Origin of the sequence: Pseudoalteromonas piscicida (assembly GCF_000238315.3) — a bacterium.
Classification (GTDB): Bacteria; Pseudomonadota; Gammaproteobacteria; order Enterobacterales; family Alteromonadaceae; genus Pseudoalteromonas; species Pseudoalteromonas piscicida.
In genome coordinates, this window is the sequence record NZ_CP011924.1 from 2,733,500 (window position 1) to 2,752,328 (window position 18,829).

The 18,829-nt window shown below is 41.8% G+C and carries 14 protein-coding genes; 2 read left to right on the top strand and 12 right to left on the bottom strand.

The window, feature by feature from the left end; translation table 11 throughout:
- The first annotated feature begins 278 nt into the window (after positions 1-278).
- Positions 279-1,357, top strand: a protein-coding gene (locus PPIS_RS12740) for an IS3 family transposase (protein ID WP_407873800.1) whose coding sequence is annotated in 2 segments (ribosomal slippage) — positions 279-531 and positions 531-1,357 — 1,080 coding nt in all. Because the reading frame shifts where the segments join, the coding sequence is not laid out codon by codon here.
- 4 nt (positions 1,358-1,361) lie between these two features.
- Here PPIS_RS12740 and PPIS_RS12745 read toward each other — a convergent pair.
- From PPIS_RS12745 to PPIS_RS12805, 12 genes are all read right to left on the bottom strand, one after another.
- The gene (locus PPIS_RS12745; protein WP_010374326.1) at positions 1,362-1,796 is read right to left on the bottom strand and encodes an AAA family ATPase; all 435 of its coding nucleotides are present in this window, start codon (positions 1,794-1,796) and stop codon (positions 1,362-1,364) included.
- The gene (locus tag PPIS_RS12750) at positions 1,780-1,968 is read right to left on the bottom strand and encodes a hypothetical protein (protein WP_010374329.1); all 189 of its coding nucleotides are present in this window, start codon (positions 1,966-1,968) and stop codon (positions 1,780-1,782) included. The genes PPIS_RS12745 and PPIS_RS12750 overlap by 17 nt, the downstream gene beginning before the upstream one ends.
- A gap of 14 nt (positions 1,969-1,982) precedes the next feature.
- Entirely contained in the window at positions 1,983-4,736 is a 2,754-nt protein-coding gene (locus tag PPIS_RS12755) for a DEAD/DEAH box helicase family protein (RefSeq protein WP_010374331.1), read from the bottom strand.
- A gap of 12 nt (positions 4,737-4,748) precedes the next feature.
- The gene (locus PPIS_RS12760) at positions 4,749-6,503 is read right to left on the bottom strand and encodes a site-specific DNA-methyltransferase (protein ID WP_010374334.1); all 1,755 of its coding nucleotides are present in this window, start codon (positions 6,501-6,503) and stop codon (positions 4,749-4,751) included.
- A gap of 13 nt (positions 6,504-6,516) precedes the next feature.
- Positions 6,517-8,217: an AIPR family protein gene (locus tag PPIS_RS12765; protein WP_010374336.1), complete on the bottom strand. Its 1,701-nt coding sequence runs from the start codon at positions 8,215-8,217 to the stop codon at positions 6,517-6,519.
- Positions 8,217-11,060, bottom strand: a complete 2,844-nt coding sequence (locus PPIS_RS12770) for an SNF2-related protein (protein ID WP_010374339.1) — start codon at positions 11,058-11,060, stop codon at positions 8,217-8,219. The genes PPIS_RS12765 and PPIS_RS12770 overlap by 1 nt, the downstream gene beginning before the upstream one ends.
- Positions 11,060-11,299 carry a helix-turn-helix domain-containing protein gene (locus PPIS_RS12775; RefSeq protein WP_026345652.1) on the bottom strand — a complete coding sequence of 80 codons (240 nt, stop codon included), beginning with the start codon at positions 11,297-11,299 and terminating at the stop codon, positions 11,060-11,062. The genes PPIS_RS12770 and PPIS_RS12775 overlap by 1 nt, the downstream gene beginning before the upstream one ends.
- Before the next feature lie 93 nt (positions 11,300-11,392).
- Positions 11,393-11,842 (bottom strand): hypothetical protein, encoded by a 450-nt coding sequence (locus PPIS_RS12780; RefSeq protein WP_010374343.1) that lies wholly within the window; start codon positions 11,840-11,842, stop codon positions 11,393-11,395.
- A gap of 82 nt (positions 11,843-11,924) precedes the next feature.
- Positions 11,925-12,476, bottom strand: coding sequence for a hypothetical protein (locus tag PPIS_RS12785; RefSeq protein WP_249031216.1), 552 nt, complete (start codon positions 12,474-12,476; stop codon positions 11,925-11,927).
- 124 nt (positions 12,477-12,600) lie between these two features.
- Positions 12,601-13,149: an HNH endonuclease gene (locus PPIS_RS12790; protein WP_081629155.1), complete on the bottom strand. Its 549-nt coding sequence runs from the start codon at positions 13,147-13,149 to the stop codon at positions 12,601-12,603.
- Positions 13,097-14,277 (bottom strand): IS3 family transposase gene (locus tag PPIS_RS12795; RefSeq protein WP_096040900.1). Its coding sequence is split into 2 segments (ribosomal slippage): positions 13,097-14,019 and positions 14,019-14,277, totalling 1,182 coding nucleotides; the frame shifts between segments, so codons are not numbered across the junction. Before PPIS_RS12795 ends, PPIS_RS12790 begins: the two co-directional genes overlap by 53 nt.
- 491 nt (positions 14,278-14,768) lie before the next feature.
- The gene (locus tag PPIS_RS12805) at positions 14,769-15,956 is read right to left on the bottom strand and encodes a BaiN/RdsA family NAD(P)/FAD-dependent oxidoreductase (protein WP_010376777.1); all 1,188 of its coding nucleotides are present in this window, start codon (positions 15,954-15,956) and stop codon (positions 14,769-14,771) included.
- A gap of 543 nt (positions 15,957-16,499) precedes the next feature.
- Between PPIS_RS12805 and PPIS_RS12810 the strand changes: the two genes are divergently transcribed.
- Entirely contained in the window at positions 16,500-18,650 is a 2,151-nt protein-coding gene (locus PPIS_RS12810) for a S8 family peptidase (protein ID WP_010376775.1), read from the top strand.
- Positions 18,651-18,829: the final 179 nt, after the last annotated feature.

The following is an 18,829-nucleotide window of genomic DNA, read 5'->3' on the forward strand; positions in this document are numbered from 1 at the left end:
ATCATTGTGATAAGGCTTGGAGAGATCTCATCGTATGTGAGATATTTTGGTCGGCAGTCCAAATTTCTACTTCATGATTGTCACTTTTTCGCTCATATCTGCCTGTCAGGTCGAGTCTAAACTGCCAACAGAGTATGTCAGATCGGATATGTCTATCCGTCTCTTTGTTCCTTTGTAAACCTGTAGTGGCATAGTTAATTTGGCCACCTGTAACTCCCCCAAAAAATGAAACAGTTTATAAGTAGAATTTTCCATTAACTAAAATAGGAAAATTTACGATGAGAAAAAGCAAGTTCACCGAAACCCAAATTGTCAGCATGATCAAAGAAGCTGAGTCAGGTATTCCTGTACCAGAAATCTGCCGCAAACATGGCATCGGCCAAAGTACATTTTACAAATGGCGTTCAAAATATGGCGGTATGGAAGCGTCTGATATTAAACGCCTCAAAGAGCTTGAAGAAGAAAACCGTAAGCTAAAAGATATGTTTGCAACGCTTAGCCTAAAGCACTCGATGCTTGAGGATATCATCGCAAAAAAGCTGTAAAAACAAGTAGGCGCAGAGCTTGGGTAGAGCATTTAAGAGCTCAATTTAACGTCAGCGTCGCATTTGCTTGTGAAGTGGCAGGGCTAAGCCGCTCAGTTTTTTATTACAAACATAAACGGCCGTTAGATGATGAAGTTATCGACGCATTACTTGCGCTGGTAGAGCGCCATCCTAGGTGGGGGCTGCCTAAGCTATTCAAAAGGCTTCGCAATAAAGGTAAGCCGTGGAATAAAAAGCGTGTTGAACGCGTTTACAACATGCTAAAACTAAACTTGAGACGTAAGGGAAAGCGCCGTGTTCCAACAAGAACACCTGAACCATTAAGTGCACCGACACAACATAATGAATCGTGGTCAATGGACTTTATGAGTGACGCATTAATCTATGGACATCGTTTTAGAACACTGAATGTGCTGGATGATTTCAACCGACAAGCACTGGCGATTGAGGTCGATACAAGCTTAACTTCTGAACGAGTTATTAGAACACTACAACAAATTATTGCTTGGCGAGGAAAACCAAAGCAGATTAGAGTGGATAATGGTCCAGAATTTACTTCAACGGCACTCGAAGATTGGGCAATAAAAAATGACATCAAGTTGGAATTTATAGAGCCAGGCAGTCCTTACCAGAATGGTTTTGTGGAAAGGTTTAACCGAAGTTATCGTGAAGAAGTGCTCGATTTATACTTGTTTGAGTCACTGCAAGAAGTACGTGAAATCACTGATGAGTGGTTAGATATTTATAATTATGAGCGACCACATGATTCACTTGGCGATATGACACCAATTGGCTATCTTGAGGCTGCATAAAATTCTACGAAATAGCTGTACTAAATTGGGTGGAGTTACAAAGTGGCTTCGCAAGGATGAGATCCATCATCTGCTTTCTGCGCCAAACTTTAACTACGGGTAGTTCTCTTTTCGACGACACACTAACTGAAGTTTTGGTCCCTAAAATAGTCGCTCGCCAACTAGACCCATCTGAAAGAGATAGATCTACAGCGACATCAGAGCTCTTTTTACCGACAAACGGCCAGAACTTGTGTCGGGCACTACCTAAGCTGTTATCACCTAAGGAGCTGCAATCACCATTAGCTAAAAAATCAATAGCGTCGCATATGGACGTTTTACCGGTACCATTATGTCCAAAAATCAGAGTAAAAGTTTTTTCGAAATTGAGCGTTAGAGGATTGGAAACACCCCGCAAACCCGAAATAGTTAACTTTTTGAGATTAAGCTTCGAGGTCATGATCTTCTCCCTCCTTGAAATGTGTATTTTCCAAGGCTGTAAGCCAGTCTTCCTCTTTAACCTTTCCAGATAAGACTAGCTTCTTTACAGATTTTACCTCAGCAGTACTGAGTAACTCCTCAGTCTCGACGGCTTTCATAATTAGCCCTAATAAAACTTCAGAATTACTCATTCAATCAAGTCCTTTTATATTGTTGAAATAAATCCTGGCAAATCTCTATTTTCCAAAACCTCATCGTGTGGAATCAACCAATATTCCCATGTCTTGCCACCGTGCTTAGCAAAGTATTTAGATGCATTGCTACACCAATTCTTAGCTGCTTCTGCCTTGGCATTCACAATGTGGTCTGAAATATCTTTACGTGCTTTGGTTTCAACCATAATTACTTTATCTTGTAACTCTGCTACAAAATCAGGCTGATACTCGCGTTGATTGACCCCATCTTTATAAAAAATCTGAAATTGGCCGCTGACTGGCTTAAACCATTTATCTGATTCACGGTCCAGAATCAAAGCGAAGGTGCGCTCAGTATCAGAATCAAACTTTTGCACATCGTATAAACACCGCTTGAAGCCACCGAAGAGCATTTTCTTAATTCGTCCTTTGTCTTGAACGGTGGCACGCACGTTGTGGATTTCTGTATCGCTCGTTGTATAAGCGGCATCCTTGAGGGGGACAAATCCAGCTGTCACGGTAACTTCGTAGGTACTGGCCTTTTCCCAATAGTGTTCAGCCATTTGTACGTGAATAGTGTCAGCGATTCGCTTTCCAAACCCAAAGAAAATATTATGAAGTTCATCTTCTGAATACTCACGAACATCACGGAAGTAACTTACTGCTTGAGTTGCCAAATCGTATACTAACTCGGCATGCTCGTCGTAAGACACGTCATCGTAATCAATCAGATGTTCTACGACGTAGTCTTCCAACCGCTGATATTTATGAGTCATCTGGCTAGAAAGACTGATTTGTTCATCCGTCTGTAAACTACGGATAATCAAGTCCCTGTTAGATGGTTGAAGATTTAACCCTCCCATATCTAACATAAAAGGTGTGTAGCCGTAAGTAACGTCTCCTGACGGTACCACCATAATTCTCGGGATATCAATAGTTTGCTCTATCACAAGCTGTGTGGTCTTATTGATCAAATCATGCAGATCAATCTTTTCATCTTCAATCAAAAGTGACTGTTGTTTGCCGCTTAGATGTTCTGACACAGCATTAAAAGCTTGCTGTTGAATTTCCTCACTTAGTAATGATTTGCTTGTAGGTGCTACATTTGGCTTGTTCTGATAACTTTGAAGCACGCGAAGCGCTGCCATAGCAGCTTCCTTTTCTGCTACACCTTTAAAAACTGTGTTAGCTTGTTCTTTTTCGCCATCAGAACCTTGCGGGACATTATTACTCCTCTTGATGTCATAATGATGGCCCGTGGCACTTTGTACCGACACACCAGAAACCAATGCTTCTAATTTAGAAATTACGGCAACACTATCTTTTGGTTGTTCGCTATTATCCTTTTCCAGAATAACTTGACGCATTCGTAATGGATTTTCGGGGTTATTAGCTTCATCAACAATCTCCTGAAAGCGGTCATGAGCCACAATATTTAGCCGATCGACCGCATCTACACCTGTGCGCTTTCCGTAGGGTAACCGAAGACCTCGACCAATTGACTGCTCGATGAGGGTGCGCGCATTAGCCGCTCGAAGAGGGACAATAGTGTATAGGTTGGTGACATCCCAGCCTTCTTTTAGCATATTTACGTGAATAACTATCTCGGTAGGCTCATCAACACTCTCAACGGCCAATAAGCGCAAAATCATTTCCTCTTCGGCTGCGCCACTTTTAGAGCTGTCGACCTGTATGGCTTTACCACGATAACGCCCATTGTAAAAAGCGTCAGACTCAATGAACTCTAGTAACTGAGCAGCATGGGAAGTATCTCGTGCAATAACTAGTATAAACGGCTTAACTTGCTTCAAACTTTGTTGTTTGGCATATGTGAAAAGTTCTAACTTGGTAGCCTCATGAAGCCTCACTCCATCTTCCAGCTTTACTCGTTCTAGTTGTTCCTGACTATACTGCTTAGGATCAAAATTACGCTGCGTCACAACAGCTGGTTCTTTTACAAAACCGTCATCCATTGCACATGCCAGTGGGTAATCAACGATAACATTTTTAAATGAAATTGGACCTTTATTAGACTCAGTGAATGGGGTTGCAGTTAGTTCAATTCCTAGGCGAGGTTTCAATTCATTGATCGCCCTCATTCCTGCGCTCGCTCTGTAGCGGTGAGATTCGTCCATCAATAGTATTAAATCATCTAATTCTGCAAGATAACTAAAATAGCTATCGCCTAAATACTCAGACAAACGCTTGATACGAGGCGCTTTTCCGCCTCGGACTTCAGAAACAATTTTCGAGATATTAAAAATATTTATTGTCACTGGACTCAGAAGCCCTAAGTTTCTTCCCCTTTCCTCATAGTTATCGCCAGTAATAATTTCTGGTGGATATGCAGAAAACTCAGCAATTCCCGTAAATACATACTTAGGCGTATTTGGCGTGAAATCATTAATCAGCTTATTGTAGATAGTCAAATTTGGTGCAAGAACAAAGAAGTTTTTAATACCAAAAGCAAGATGAAGGTAAGTAATAAATGCCCCCATTAATCGCGTTTTACCTACACCTGTTGCTAAAGCAAAGCACAAAGAAGGAAACTCTCGCTCGAAATCCGCAAGGCTTGGGAACTCAGCACTCAAGGTATTAAGAAGTGCTGGAACATCTTGAGTCGGAGACAAGACGTCAGGGGCAGCTTCAATAGCGTCAGCTAGAGCTCGAAGCGATTGCTCTTGGGGCTTGCGTAAGCTCAGTCGCCCAGTGATAGCATTCAGGATGCGAGACTTATTAGTATTATTTATATTTTTTGCATTCATCTTGTACTTCCTTTACTGCTGAGTGCCATCATTTTCAAATAGGCTGACCTGCCGATACGCTGGCACAGCTTCATCAGTGTGCACTTCCTTTATCGGCAAGTTTTCTACATTTAAGCTATAGTCATCATGGCCCCATTCACAGCGAGATAAAACCATTTTGGGGATCTTCTTGAGAGTTAAGTTAGGAAAACGATCTTCTGCGCAGCGAAATGCACTGCAGCACACCAATAAGCTTCGGTCTTCACCGACTTCCTCACTGAGCCCTTGCAATTGCTCAATAGATAAGGTTTGAGTGGTCACATAAATTCGATCCTGCTCGGATGAAAAACCGTGATTCCACCATTCAGTATCCGAAGGTAAATATGAAAATCCTTCGAGTTTGCATATTGCTTCAGCCAACATAGCGGCATCGTATTCTTTGCTAATCACCCATCGTCCCCAACGATCTTGCTCGAGCAAAGAAGAAGCTAGTTTGTAGTAGCGGAACCCGCCCCCTCCTAACCAATTAACAGCTTTGGATATACCGTCTTGATCGTCACCGTCAATCACTCTCTCCAGTCGCGGAACAACATGCGTATCACAATGATCACCAAGTTCTATTGTGATCCATCGACGATGCATCTTGTGTGCTACCGCTGCCGTAGTCCCAGAACCAGCAAAAGAATCTAGTACTATTTCGCCTGGGTTAGTTGCTAAGTCTAAGACTCTCTTAATTAATGCTTCAGGCTTTTTACCTTTCGGAAATTTAATTCCACCTTCTTTATGCAGATTGTTAGAAAGTAAATCGTCCCATAAATTACTTAACGGCTCTCCAGATACAACTTGCCCATCAACTACCTTCAATTTGTCCTTGTAAAAAAGTAGCCTTTCACCATTTTTAAAGTACATATCAGAATGCTTTTCTCGCTCGAGTAAGAATACTTTGTCGGGACTTTCCTTTGATAAATCAATTGTGTCTCTCACCGCTTGACCGACAGAGTTATAGTCCGGTCTTGCCGTACGAATAACTCGTTCAGCATTTTCTATTACAAAATCAGTAATTTTTTCTTCATACTCTTTGCCTAGCGTTTTCTTTAATTGGCGCGCGGGAATGCCCAATTTTTCTCCAAAGGCCTGGCTTAACGGAATATATTCCCATTTATCGTAGCTATCCTCATAGTTCACAATAAACTGCGAGTATCTTGAGTCTCGTTCTCGAGAGGTAAATATTCTATTCGGCTTCCAAAGCGATTTATCTTTGGCATATATTAATAAATAGTTGGTAGTCGTAACCAAACCAGGGTTTATTGACTTGTGTCCTGTGACTGCTCCTTGCTTAAAGGTAACTATCGAAACACGGTTAGAGCGCCCAAAGATCTCGTCTAGCATAACCGTTAAATATGCAATTTCGTTATCATCTATATGAACAAATATCGAACCGTCATTGGAGATTAGCTTATGGATTTCTAGAAGTCTCCCATACATTAAACTAAGCCAAATAGAATGTTCCAGTCCATCATCGTAATGTTCAAATGCCTCGCCAGTATTAAACGGAGGATCGATATAAACACATTTTATGCAGCCTCCGTATTCTTGCTGTAACGCTTTTAGAGCAAGAAGGTTATCTCCCCGTATAAGCTTATTAACGAAAATGTCATTTTCGCTAACTTTGTGACTTGCATGATAAGACTTGCTGGTGTCTTCCAATAAAATACGTGGCTCAATCTTAGGGCGCTTATTTTTTCCAATCCACGTCAACTCAAGTTTGGTTTTAGATTTTTTACTCATACTTCCTGAATTCCTATGCTTTAGCTTGAGCGGCCATCACAGCACCTTTCAGTGTTTTCAAGTCTGTTGCATTTTTAAACACTGACGCAGGGTTTTTCCCCCAATTAATCTTTTGATACTCAGCAATAATAATTTGCGTGACTGACTGTGCAGTTGAGCGAATAACGTTGCTGTGAGCCAACGATAGCTGCAAGTCGTTATGGTCAATATGCTGTTTAGCCTTGATATAAACGATATGACATAACAACATAAGGGCATTAGAAGTGATTTCTTTCTCTATGCCGGTAGCTTGCCTTGCGTCTGATTTAAGTGAATCACGAATTAATTGGTGAATTTGAACGATTCGCCATAATTGGCGAGCCTGCAGGCTATCTTTGAACAAATAATGATAGGCAGAGCCGTGTACCCCCTTACCAGATACTCGAGAAAACAATTTCTTTGAGTCTTTTTTCGCCTGAGCGATCAAGTTACATTCACTATCTGTCACCCAGCAAGCTAATGCTTTGGCAGCCGTTTCAACATCAAAATCTTCTTGATCCAATTCCCCAGATTTATAACGATAAGCTACACCAGACTGTTGTAATGTTTGCGACCACTGAACTTGGTTTTCGTCTAATGCTGCAAAATCAATGTCTGAAACGGCGTTCTGATTATTTCGGTAACGAGTTACCTTGCCACCAAACTCATCAAGATCCGCTTCTAGTGCGATAAAAGTAGCCAAAACCTTAACTTCACAGTCTTCATCCCCACCGGTTAAATCAACAGCCAAACTACTAACTGTTTGAGCACCATTAATAACAGAGAGATTCTCAACCCTAAATTTGCCTGAAGAACGAGTATCGTCCCGTGGACCAATAGGGCGAATGGCATCGCAAATAAATGTCACACCATTGTTGAAGTAGAAAAAATGTTCAGGGTTTTCTCTAATAGTGCTGGAAATATCTTGATTTGCAACGGTATCGCCTTGGAAGTGACGGATGTTTGCATCAAAGAGCTTTTCACCATGGCTAATTTTCAGTGCCTTCAATTGAGCACCGGAGATACTGCCGAAGTAGCACATATAGGGAGCATCTATATGGCCATAGTTTTCCAAAGTAATTTCAGCTGTTATAGGGGCTGGCAATTGCTCATCGAGCTGCATACGATGAAAAGACGCAAGGCCGCGAATCAGAAACCTTAAAAACATCGGATCAGCTGGTTGATTAAGTGCCGTCTCCAAATCGGACATTACTCTTCTTTTGTCATCACCAAGGGCGCTGCCTGTATAAGTGAGTACGGCTTTAACGTTGGCCACTCCTGAATCAAATGCAGCATTTAATAACGGGATTTTCGCATGGAGATGTTTGTTAAAGCGTTCATACTTTTGCTTCGTTAAGTCTTTGACACCGTCAACAAACTTACCAACCTCTGCGAGTTCGATTTCGCCTGTACCAGAATCTTTGTATTTTGATTGAATAAGCCACACTGTTTGAGTGGTATCAACATAAACTGAGTCAATACCATGATCCAAACCACCGTCTATTGACGCCTTTATCGCTTCTTCATCAGATGCACCCGCTTCTTGCGTCAAATAGTAAGCAGCAAGCGCTTTTGTATAGAAATTTCGTTCTTTATCAATTTCCTTATGACCCGTACCTACAATCTTTCCCTTAAACCTAGAGTCCAATAATTTACACAATTGGATCAACTCGTGCGGCTTAACTCCTTCAGCCATTAAACAACCTCCCACGTAATGCTGAATAGCACCTGTTCTTCGACAGTTTGATTCATTTTATTTTCTAATTCGGTGATCAATTGCTCTCGACGATCATCAACCTCATCCTGGCGATCAAATAGCTCTCGCCGCTTTTTATTTCGCAATTTCTCGAGCTCTTTTTGTTTTTTCTGCCAATGCAGCTTTTCATGGAGATCTGGAGCAAGCTTCGCAGTTCTGCGAACCTCTCGAATCTCCCTATCAGTCTCTTTTATACTCTGCTCTAAGACTACCTTTAGGTCGTCTGCCCACGCGTCCAACTTTTCAACTTCATCTTCGAAATACTTAAGGTTTCGTTGACTAATCTCACCAAGTAACTCATGTTTGGTTTTGGACAACTCCTTATCGATTATTGGCTCAACGAGGAACGACGCTTGGGTTTCACTTACAATTTGGTATGTAAGTAGTTTCTCTAACACTTCCGAGTGAATGACATTAAGGTTTGAGTCAACTCCAACGACAGCTATGTGGTCCTCTGCTCTTTCCATCGACTCGACGGTAATTTTACATACCTGAAGTTGACCAGTTTGGCCTTTTAACTCTTCAACAACAGATACCTTGGTCTCTCTTGTCTTAGTATCAAATACAATATGTGCCTGCTCTAGGCTCTTATTTTTGGCATTATCTATAGCCCATTGCGCTAAAGGGTGCTTCAGGCGATACAGATGACAATCTCCATCACGCCGAGGTAACTCGTATTCGCCTTTAGGAATATTTGACGGTGCACTATCTGGTAAAGAGCTAATGACAAAGCCACCATCAATAATCTCTAAATGCTGAGACAACTCCGTTTGAGTCAAAGCTAGTAGCATCTGCTCATATTTATCAAGAGATGCTTCGGTATCTATTTTGAGGCGTTGCAACACGTCTTCATCGAAGTTTTCAAACAACTGTTCTCTTGTATTAACCATTTGTGCATTAATTTCATGAGCCAGGTCTTGCTGAAGTGCGTCAAAAGCAATTTTAATGTCGTCAGCTTCTCTGCAGGTATCATATATTTTTTTGATTCGTCTCTCGAAATCCACACCGTTTTCTATAGCACCAAGGACCTCATCAGAAGCACCAAATACACCATCGAATATCTTGAATTTCATTCTCAATAATTCGTGAACGCGCTGATCTGCGGGGTTGGTAGAGTCAATGAAATTTAGTACGACGACATCATGCTTCTGACCATACCGATGGCAACGACCAATACGCTGTTCAATTCGTTGTGGGTTCCAAGGCAAATCATAATTAATTACTAAAGAGCAAAACTGAAGATTGGCGCCTTCAGCCGCAGCTTCAGTTGCAATCATGATTTTCCCTTTTTCTTTAAAATATTCCACAAGTGCAGCGCGTGTATCTGCTGTTTTAGAGCCTGTTATCTTGTCACTGCCATTATGTTTAACCAGCCAATCTTTATAAATATCTCTTGCTTGGTGATCGCTATTGGTGCCATTAAACAGCACTATACCGTCTTTGTAATCGCTATTGTTCAGAAGCTCTTGCAAGTAATTCTGTGTCCTTCTGGACTCAGTGAAAATTATTGCTTTTTCATCAGCACCAAGCTCGTTGAGCTTTCTGAAAGCAATTTCTAAAGCTTTCAGTAGAGCGTCACCTTTTGAATTGTCTCTGATGTTTTCAGCGAGCAGTTTGAAAGATTTCAGTTCATTAATCTCGTCTACAATTGACTGCCGATTAGTTGACTCTGTTGCGTCTGGACTATCTTCATCGCTAGACCACTCTTCAACAGTTTCATTTAGAGACTCGTAATCACTATTTAGATCACCGAATACACCTTCTTCAGCTTCACTTAATTTCAGGTCATCTTCCAAGCGAGTAATTATTGAATTTAAAGCACCTGCAATCGCGAATGATGAAGACGCTAATAGTTTCCACATCACCATTGAAATTAATTGACGTTGTCCACTCGGCAGAGCATTGAGATTGGGCCGTTGAAGATAAGCTGACACCTTTTTATAAAGCTCTTGCTCATCACTGGATGGAGTAAATTTCTCCACCATTGCTATCCGCTTGGTGTAAGGCACATAAGCTTCAACATCTTTTCTTAATGTGCGCTTGCATACAGGTTGGATTCTCTGTCTAAGCTCTTCAAATGAAAGTTTGTCATTAAGACGGCCATATTTAATACGGAAACTGTCTAGGTCGCCAAACACTCTCTTATCGATAATGCTGACCATACCGAAAAGCTCCAAAAGTGAATTTTGGAGAGGAGTTGCAGTTAGCAGGACTTTAAACGTATTTCCTAACGCATCTCGGATTGCAGCAGCTATTTTATTGCCTTTCTTATATACATTTCTTAGCCGATGCGCTTCATCTAAGACCGCTAGATCCCAAGGAATCATCTGAATGTCAGAAGCCTTTGCCTTCGCAAACTGATAAGAGCAAATGACGATTCTTTCGCCTACATCAAATGGATTTGAAAGGCCTTCTTTTTTTGCTCTTTTATAGCTATCACCTTCTAAAATTAGCCCTTCTACGCCGAACTTCTCTTGTAATTCTTGATGCCATTGTTTACGAAGGTTAGCAGGGACAACGATAAGAATACGGCGTTTTCGTTCAGCCCATTTTTGTGCAATAACGAGACCAGCCTCAATGGTTTTACCAAGACCAACTTCATCAGCTAATATCACACCATTAGATAGAGGATTTCGGAATGCAAATAGGGCTGCATCCACCTGGTGCGGATTCAAATCAATCTGGGCGTCCATGATAGCGCCGGTTAATTTATCTTCATCCGCACTATCAAGTCTACGAGTGAGCTGCCAGGCAAAGTATTGAGCTTGGTGCTGACTGTACATTAGGCGCCTCTCCCAGGATTATCTTTAATATGTTCTGCCAACTGTCCAACATCTACTTGAAAGTAATCACAAAGCTTGTCAAGGACTTCGGTGGTCGTGTTGTAGCCTTTCTGGTTTGATAACTTGGAAAGCGTTGTTCGATGTATATCGGTTATCTTGGAAATCTCTTCCAAAGTAACTCGACGTTCTTCCCGAAACTCTTTATCAGCAATAAGTTCTTTAAGTCGAAACCTGATCATAATAGCATTTATACTTTTAATGTAATGAAAGCAAAGCATGGAGTTGCCCAATAGGCACGATTGGAGCATACCAGATACAAACGTGACTGTCAGTCACGAAAATTCTTTATCGGCGATATAAGTTCTACATTTTCCCACTTCAACAAAATGTGTATAAATCAAATCAGCTGCAGATATTATTTCATTAACGAACTGAGTACGCTGCCTCTTACCAGCTGAATTAACTGCCTCTGGACCTATAGGACATATTCCTAGTCCTACCCACTCTACACAGTTTGAACATGCTTTTGTCTTTAGTTTGTAAATATCAGCAGAAAATTTGGTCTCATCCCATACTCCAAAACCAATAGCTTTCTTCGATAATTCTTCCCTCACGAAATCTTTGAATAGCTCAGGCTCCTCGTCGGCCAACTCCACACAAATTTTTTCTAGATCATGAGGCATTATAAATTTTGAATAACTTAAGTTATTCATCCAATATCTTTTTTTAAGGCGGCTATTTTTTTGAAATTTTTCAAGATGATCAGTTATCCAGTACAACATAGGCTTAATTACACATGGCATATAGTGTAGTGGTCAACTAATTTTGGCCACAGTTTTAGAATCTTGGTATCTAACCTCAGATTCATTTTATTGGAAACTGCACATGGTGAACAATTAAAGTAAAGCCGTTGTTTTGGCGCATCGGTTTTATTTCATATTGTCCCTTAATTTCAAAGTTGTAGTGCCAGCGACCAACTATTTCGTTATAAACCCCAGTACTAATTACTGAAGGTAAACGACTAATTACACCTTGTTTGACTAATTGAATACAAAACCCTTCATCAGCCTCGCGAGACTCAACAATACGTTCAACTTTTGCCAAGTCAGCAAGCATATCTATACAACTTTCCCGGCCCGCACCCTTAAAGTATTTCAGCTCAATTACTGCCTTTTTTAACCTTGTCTGAATGTGTAAATCTACTCTACTTTTTCTATTTTTAGCTGAACGACCCCGCATGCGATACGATTGAAAGTCGCTTTTTAATGTGTGTTCAAAGCGAACGATAGCTTTTGGCATTGCTTTATAAAGCTCACCAAACAACACTGATTGGAGGTCAACCTCACGTTCAATAGGGTAGGAGTTGTCAATTCTTACCATTGCATACTTCAGTGCCCTAATAATTATATCTTTCACGATTACTCCGAAGGCACTAGCCTCAATTAGATCTGATTCATTCTATATTTTCTAACGAGTTGAGCTAACTTCTAATAAAAACTTTGACTTGCAACGACTAAAACTATAGTAGTTGTTATCTGTTTTAACGTACCATACGTTGCATTTTCGTGAAGTTGTCAAGGCATTCGCTCGCTAAGAAAACATTCCAACCTTGAGCTCTTAAAGGGGAGAGTTGTTCCTTTTCGATGACTATTGCAAACTTTCTTCTTGGCCAAGCTAAATCGATAGAAACGAAATCATCACCGTTTCTGACACCGATCCCCAGCTCGGGGGTTGGCAAATTGTACTTTTTACATTTTAACAGTAACCCTTCAAGCGCAGAATCTGCGTATTGAAGTACGTCAGAGTATTCGCTGCAGTCAAATTTATGTTGTTCACGTCTTAGTTGATTGATAATCAGTTGGTCGTTGTGAGTGACATGCATATGCTCATGCTTAGGTTGCTTTTTATGGCAGTCCAAGCAAAGTGCGCGTAAGTTACTTATAGAGTTATCTGTTTTTACACCATTGATGTGATGGGTATGTAAAAGTCGTTTATATTGACTAAGCTCAACCCCGCACTGCTCACAAGTGTAGTGGTCAACTAATTTTGGCCACAGTTTTAGAATCTTGGTATCTAACCTCAGATTCATTTGGCGCTAAACCAGCATTATAATGATGAGGCCTAACGTTGTTATAATATCCGTTGATATAATCACTCACACCATATTTAGCATCTTTAAAGTTTTCGTATCCAACCTTTGGCATCCACTCCGTTTTAAAGCTTCTAAAAAATCGCTCCATTGGCGCATTATCCCAACAATTTCCGCGCCTGCTCATACTTTGTGTAATTTTATAGCGCCATAAACGTTGGCGGTACTTCAAGCTTGTATAATGGCTTCCTTGGTCTGAGTGAAACATCAATCCACTTGGTTTACCTCTGCTTTCATACGCGAGTTCAAGCGCTTTTAGCGTTAAGCTAGTATCTGGCGACAACGACATTGCCCAACCAACGACTTTACGTGCAAATAAATCAACAACGACCGCTAAATAGGCCCAGCGATTGCCTGTCCAAATATACGTCACATCACCGCACCACACCGTATTCGGCTCAACAACATCAAACTGCCTGTCTAGCAAATTTGGGATTTCAAGATGCTCATTACCACCCCTTTTATATTGATGTTGTGGTACTTGGCAGCTCTCTAGTTTTAGTTTAACCATTAGCTTAGCGGCGCGATAACGGCTTAATTCAAAATCGTTATTCGTTGCGATTGCTGCGATTGTCCGTGCCCCAGCTGAACCGCCGCTCATTGCATGTATGGCTTTAACTTCAGCTTCTAGCCTTATTTGCTCTGGTGTAGGCGTTGTATCCCGTATGGCCCAATATTTATAGCTGCTGCGATGCACATTGAATACGCTACACAACACGCTAATTGGGTAACGCTCTCGTTGATTTAATTTCTCAATTAACGAGAATTGTTCAGGGAGTCGGACATCAAGAGAGCGGTAGCCTTTTTTAATATATCCTTTTCTAATTCAATACGTTGGATTTGCTTTTTAAGTTCGCGGATTTCAATTTGTTCGGGTGTCATTGGTGAAGCTAATGGGGACTGGCCATTCCGTTCTTGCTTTAATTGAGTTACCCATTTACTTACAGTTGATTTACCAACCCCCATAGCTTTGGCTGCATCTTCTTGCGTGTAGCCTTGATCAACTACAAGCTGAGCTGTTTCTAATTTGATTGCAGCAGAATACGTTGCGCGTTTTAATTTCGTCATTTTTTCACCCAAATTTGTATGCAAATAGCATAACATTTCTTTCTTAATGGGTGGCCAAATTAACTATGCCACTACAAGTCAGAACATTTAGAACTTTAGAATCAGGAATGGTCGGATGATGCAATTCTAATGTGTTTGCAATCTTGATTGAGAGATCAATGGGAAGAAGAGGAAATTGCTCTCGTATATCAATAACACTATCCCAAATTCAGCCAGATATAAAAACGAACTCTCACCTTCCGACAAGGTGTGGTGCTCTCTGTCAATCTTTATACCTTGAATTTTCGCGCTGCTACCATGCGAGGGAACATCCTGAACTCTTAGCCAAGGCTTATAGTTTTCACCTTCGCCAACACCATATTTGTTCTTTAGTGCTCTTTGAAAATCGTTGAACGTTTTTATTTCTCTGAAGCGGGGCAAGTTGCTGGTTCCACTGTACCGTTGTTTAACCAGTATAGATTAATGTACAAACTTTATTATGCGAAAACAAGCTAACAAGCCTGTCCGCATGCCCAGCCGGAGCTCCAAGCATATTGAAAATTATAGCCTCCGAGCCATCCGGTGACATCGGTGACTTCGCCGATAAAGTACAGGCCTTTTTGTTTTTTAGCTTCGAAGGTTTTTGAGCTTAATTCATCGGTATCTACACCACCTAACGTAACCTCTGCGGTGCGATAACCCTCTGTGCCATTTGGTTTTATTTTCCAGCTAGTGAGAGTTTCGGTGAGCTTTTCAATCTCAGTGTGGCTGAGTTGGTTGGCGTTTTTATCTGGAATACTACCGTCGCTGATTAAGGCTTCAACAAAGCGCTTTGGTAAAATGGTCGAAAGCAAGTTCCTCAAGCTCTTTTGCCCTTGCTCACTGCGCCAGTCATGCAGCTGTGCTTGCACATCTAGGTCAGGTAGTAAATTGATGCTAACAAACTCGCCCGCTTTCCAAAATGAGCTGATCTGCAAAATTGCAGGGCCAGATAAGCCTCTGTGAGTAAAGAGAATATTTTCTCTAAATTGGATACCGCTTGCGCTGGTCACTAGGCTATCTACGCTAATACCAGACAAACCATCAAAGCGTGCTTTGTCGTGATCATGGAGTGTAAATGGTACAAGCGCTGCCGTGGTTGGTAATACAGTTAAGCCAAATTGCTCCGCTATTTTGTAGCCGATTGGTGTTGCGCCAAGTTTTGGCATGGTTAAGCCACCTGCGGCGATCACCACTGACTCGCAGTTAAACGTTTGAGTTGTGGTTTTGACTAAGTAGCGACCATCAGCTTGATGTTCAACCGCAAGGACTTCTTGACGTAAATGGAGTGACACGCCCGCCCAGTCACATTCGGTAAGAAGAATATCTACAATGTCTTGTGCGCTATTGTCACAAAACAACTGCCCAAGTGTTTTGTGGTGGTATGCAAGACCATGGCGGTCTACCAGTTCAATAAAATCATGTTGGGTATAGCGGCTCAAGCACGACTTTACAAAGTGTGGGTTTTTGCATAGATAGTTAGCAGGTGAAGCATTTTCGTTGGTAAAATTACAGCGGCCACCGCCACTGATCAAAATTTTACGACCTGGCTTTTTTCCCATATCAACCACTGCAACTTGTCGCCCTCGGTATCCAGCCTGTGCAGCACACATCAAACCTGCAGCACCTGCGCCGATAACGACTACCTCTATTTGTTGCATAAACTCACTCAACTTTTTATCTAAGATTTCTACACTTACCGTTTTGCCAACAGTTTAGCTTTAAGCGGCAAAATCGCGACCAAGCGAAAATTATACCTAGATTCTTTATCTAATCACAGCTGCGAATATCAATAGCCACTCGCATACCTTTTAAACACTTGTAAACATTATGTCAGCGCTATCATTTCTTAAACCTTCAAAAATAAGAAAATACAACTAGAACAACCAAAAAAACAAAACTTTAATACTAAGCAAGTCTCCACTCTATTGGCTACAAATGCTTCACAAAGTTAAAAACACTATTTTGTTTACAGTCATTTACAATGTAACTGAAATTTATTCGACCTCTCACAAAAATGAAAAATATCGATTAAAAACAATACAGTAAGAATTTTTTATAGCCATTTATCCATCCACATATAACTAAAAAATTAGTGCAAATAACAAAACAGCGCTTTCTTTTTTTTAACTAGGAGTTTACTTTCACTGACCATCAGCTTTTTATTAACAGCTGAACAACAAGTTAGAAACTAGGGAAACATTATGACAATCAATAAAAACTTTAAGCGCGCTGCACTAAGCGTCGCAGTGAGCGCATTATTCACTGCAACAGCAGTTACAGCCGCACCAGCACAATCAATCGGCCAAGATGCAGCGCTTGCAGCAACAGCACAAAAACTATCATCACAAAGCACGCTTGGTACACAGTTCATCATCAAGTACAAAGATGCTAGTTCGCAAATGATGGGCCTTTCAGCTACGGATCTTGCTCCTGCTAAAATGCAACAACGTGCAGAAAGCTTTGTACAAGGCTTTAAGAGCAGTAAAGCGAGTGCTCGCGCTCAGTACGTACGCCCAATGGCTCTTAGCAATCACCACGTTATGCGTGCTGACAAAAAGCTATCAGCAAAAGAAGCACAAGCATTCATGAACGAAGTGATGGCTTCTGGTAATGTTGAATACATCGAAATTGACCAAATGCTAAAGCCATTCGCAACGCCTAACGATCCTCGTTATAACGATCAATGGCATTACTACGAAGCTGCTGCTGGTATTAATGCCCCTGCAGCGTGGGATAAAGCAACAGGTCAAGGTGTGGTAGTTGCGGTACTAGATACAGGTTATCGCCCACATTTAGACTTAGATGCCAACATTCTGCCTGGCTATGACATGATCTCTAATACCTTTGTTGCTAACGATGGTGGCGCACGTGACAACGATGCTCGTGACCCTGGTGATGCAGTCACTCGTGGTGAATGTGGAACAGACTCTTCAGGTCAACCTGTTCCACGCGCGGATCAAGACTCAAGCTGGCATGGTACACACGTAGCGGGTACAGTTGCTGCGGTTACAAATAATGGTGAAGGTGTAGCTGGTGTTGCATACGACGCTAAAGTAGTGCCTGTACGTGTTCTTGGTAAATGTGGTGGTTTAACGTCTGATATCGCTGACGGCATCATTTGGGCATCTGGCGGCTCTGTATCTGGTGTGCCTGCAAATGCTAACCCTGCTGATGTTATCAACATGAGTTTAGGTGGTGGCGGTGCATGTAGCGCAACCACACAAAATGCAATCAACCAAGCACGTAACAAGGGTACAGTCGTTGTTATTGCGGCAGGTAACGATAACGATAACTCAGCAAACTACAACCCAGGTAACTGTAATGGCGTAGTAAACGTAGCATCTGTAGGTCGTGATGGTAGCCGTGCTTACTACTCAAACTATGGTGCAAACATCGACGTTGCCGCTCCGGGTGGCGCGCAAAGTTTTGCTGATGATCCAGAAGGTATCTTGTCTACGCATAACTCAGGCTCTGGTGCACCTTCAAATGATAGCTACCATTACTCACAAGGTACGTCTATGGCGGCACCTCACGTTGCGGGTGTTGCTGCGCTAATCAAGCAAGCTAAACCATCTGCTACGCCTGACGAAGTAGAAACTATCTTGAAAAACACTACACGTAGCTTCGCTGGTAGCTGTTCAAACTGTGGTACTGGTGTTGTTGATGCAGCCGCTGCGGTAAATGAAGCTTTAGGCGATGTTGTCACACCACCTACAGGTAATACGCTTGAAGATGGCGTTGCAAAAACGGGTCTAAGCGGCGCGGCTGGCAGCAATCAATTTTTCACTTTTGACGTACCCGCTGGTAAAACCAATGTGACCTTCACCATGAGCGGTGGAACAGGTGATGCTGATCTTTATGTAAAACTTGGCAGTCAACCAACTTCAGGCAGCTATGACTGTCGCCCATATGAAGGCGGTAATGCCGAAGTTTGTAGCTTTGACGCACCTCAAGCTGGTACATACCATGTAATGATTAACGGCTATAAAGCTTATTCAGGCGTAAGTTTAGTTGCGGCAACTTCGGGCTCTAGCACAGGTGGTCCACAAGCAGGTGGCGGTACAATTGAAGATATTTCAGCTTCAAGCGGCCAGTGGGTTCATTACACTATCGAAGTACCAGAGGGTATGAGCGACTTCACCGTGAAAACATTTGGTGGCTCAGGTGACGCTGACTTATTCGTTAAGTTTGGCTCACAACCTACAACAAGCAGCTATGACTGTCGTCCATATGAAAATGGTAATACCGAGACTTGTGTAATCACTAATCCGCAAGCGGGTACATGGCACCTAAGCGTTAATGCTTACCGTACGTTCTCTGGCCTAACGTTAGACGCGCAGTACAAGCCATAAGCAAAATTTAGTAGGCTCAGATTGAGTCTTCTTTCCCCAACGAGAGGCTGCATTTGCGGCCTTTTTTAATTATTTCGAGTTTAGTTTGTGGGAGCGAGTTCACCTCGCGAGCTTTTAACTGCTCGCCGCGTGAAGTGGCTCCGACGTTTCAGCTTATGCTGTCGAGATAAATCTCGACC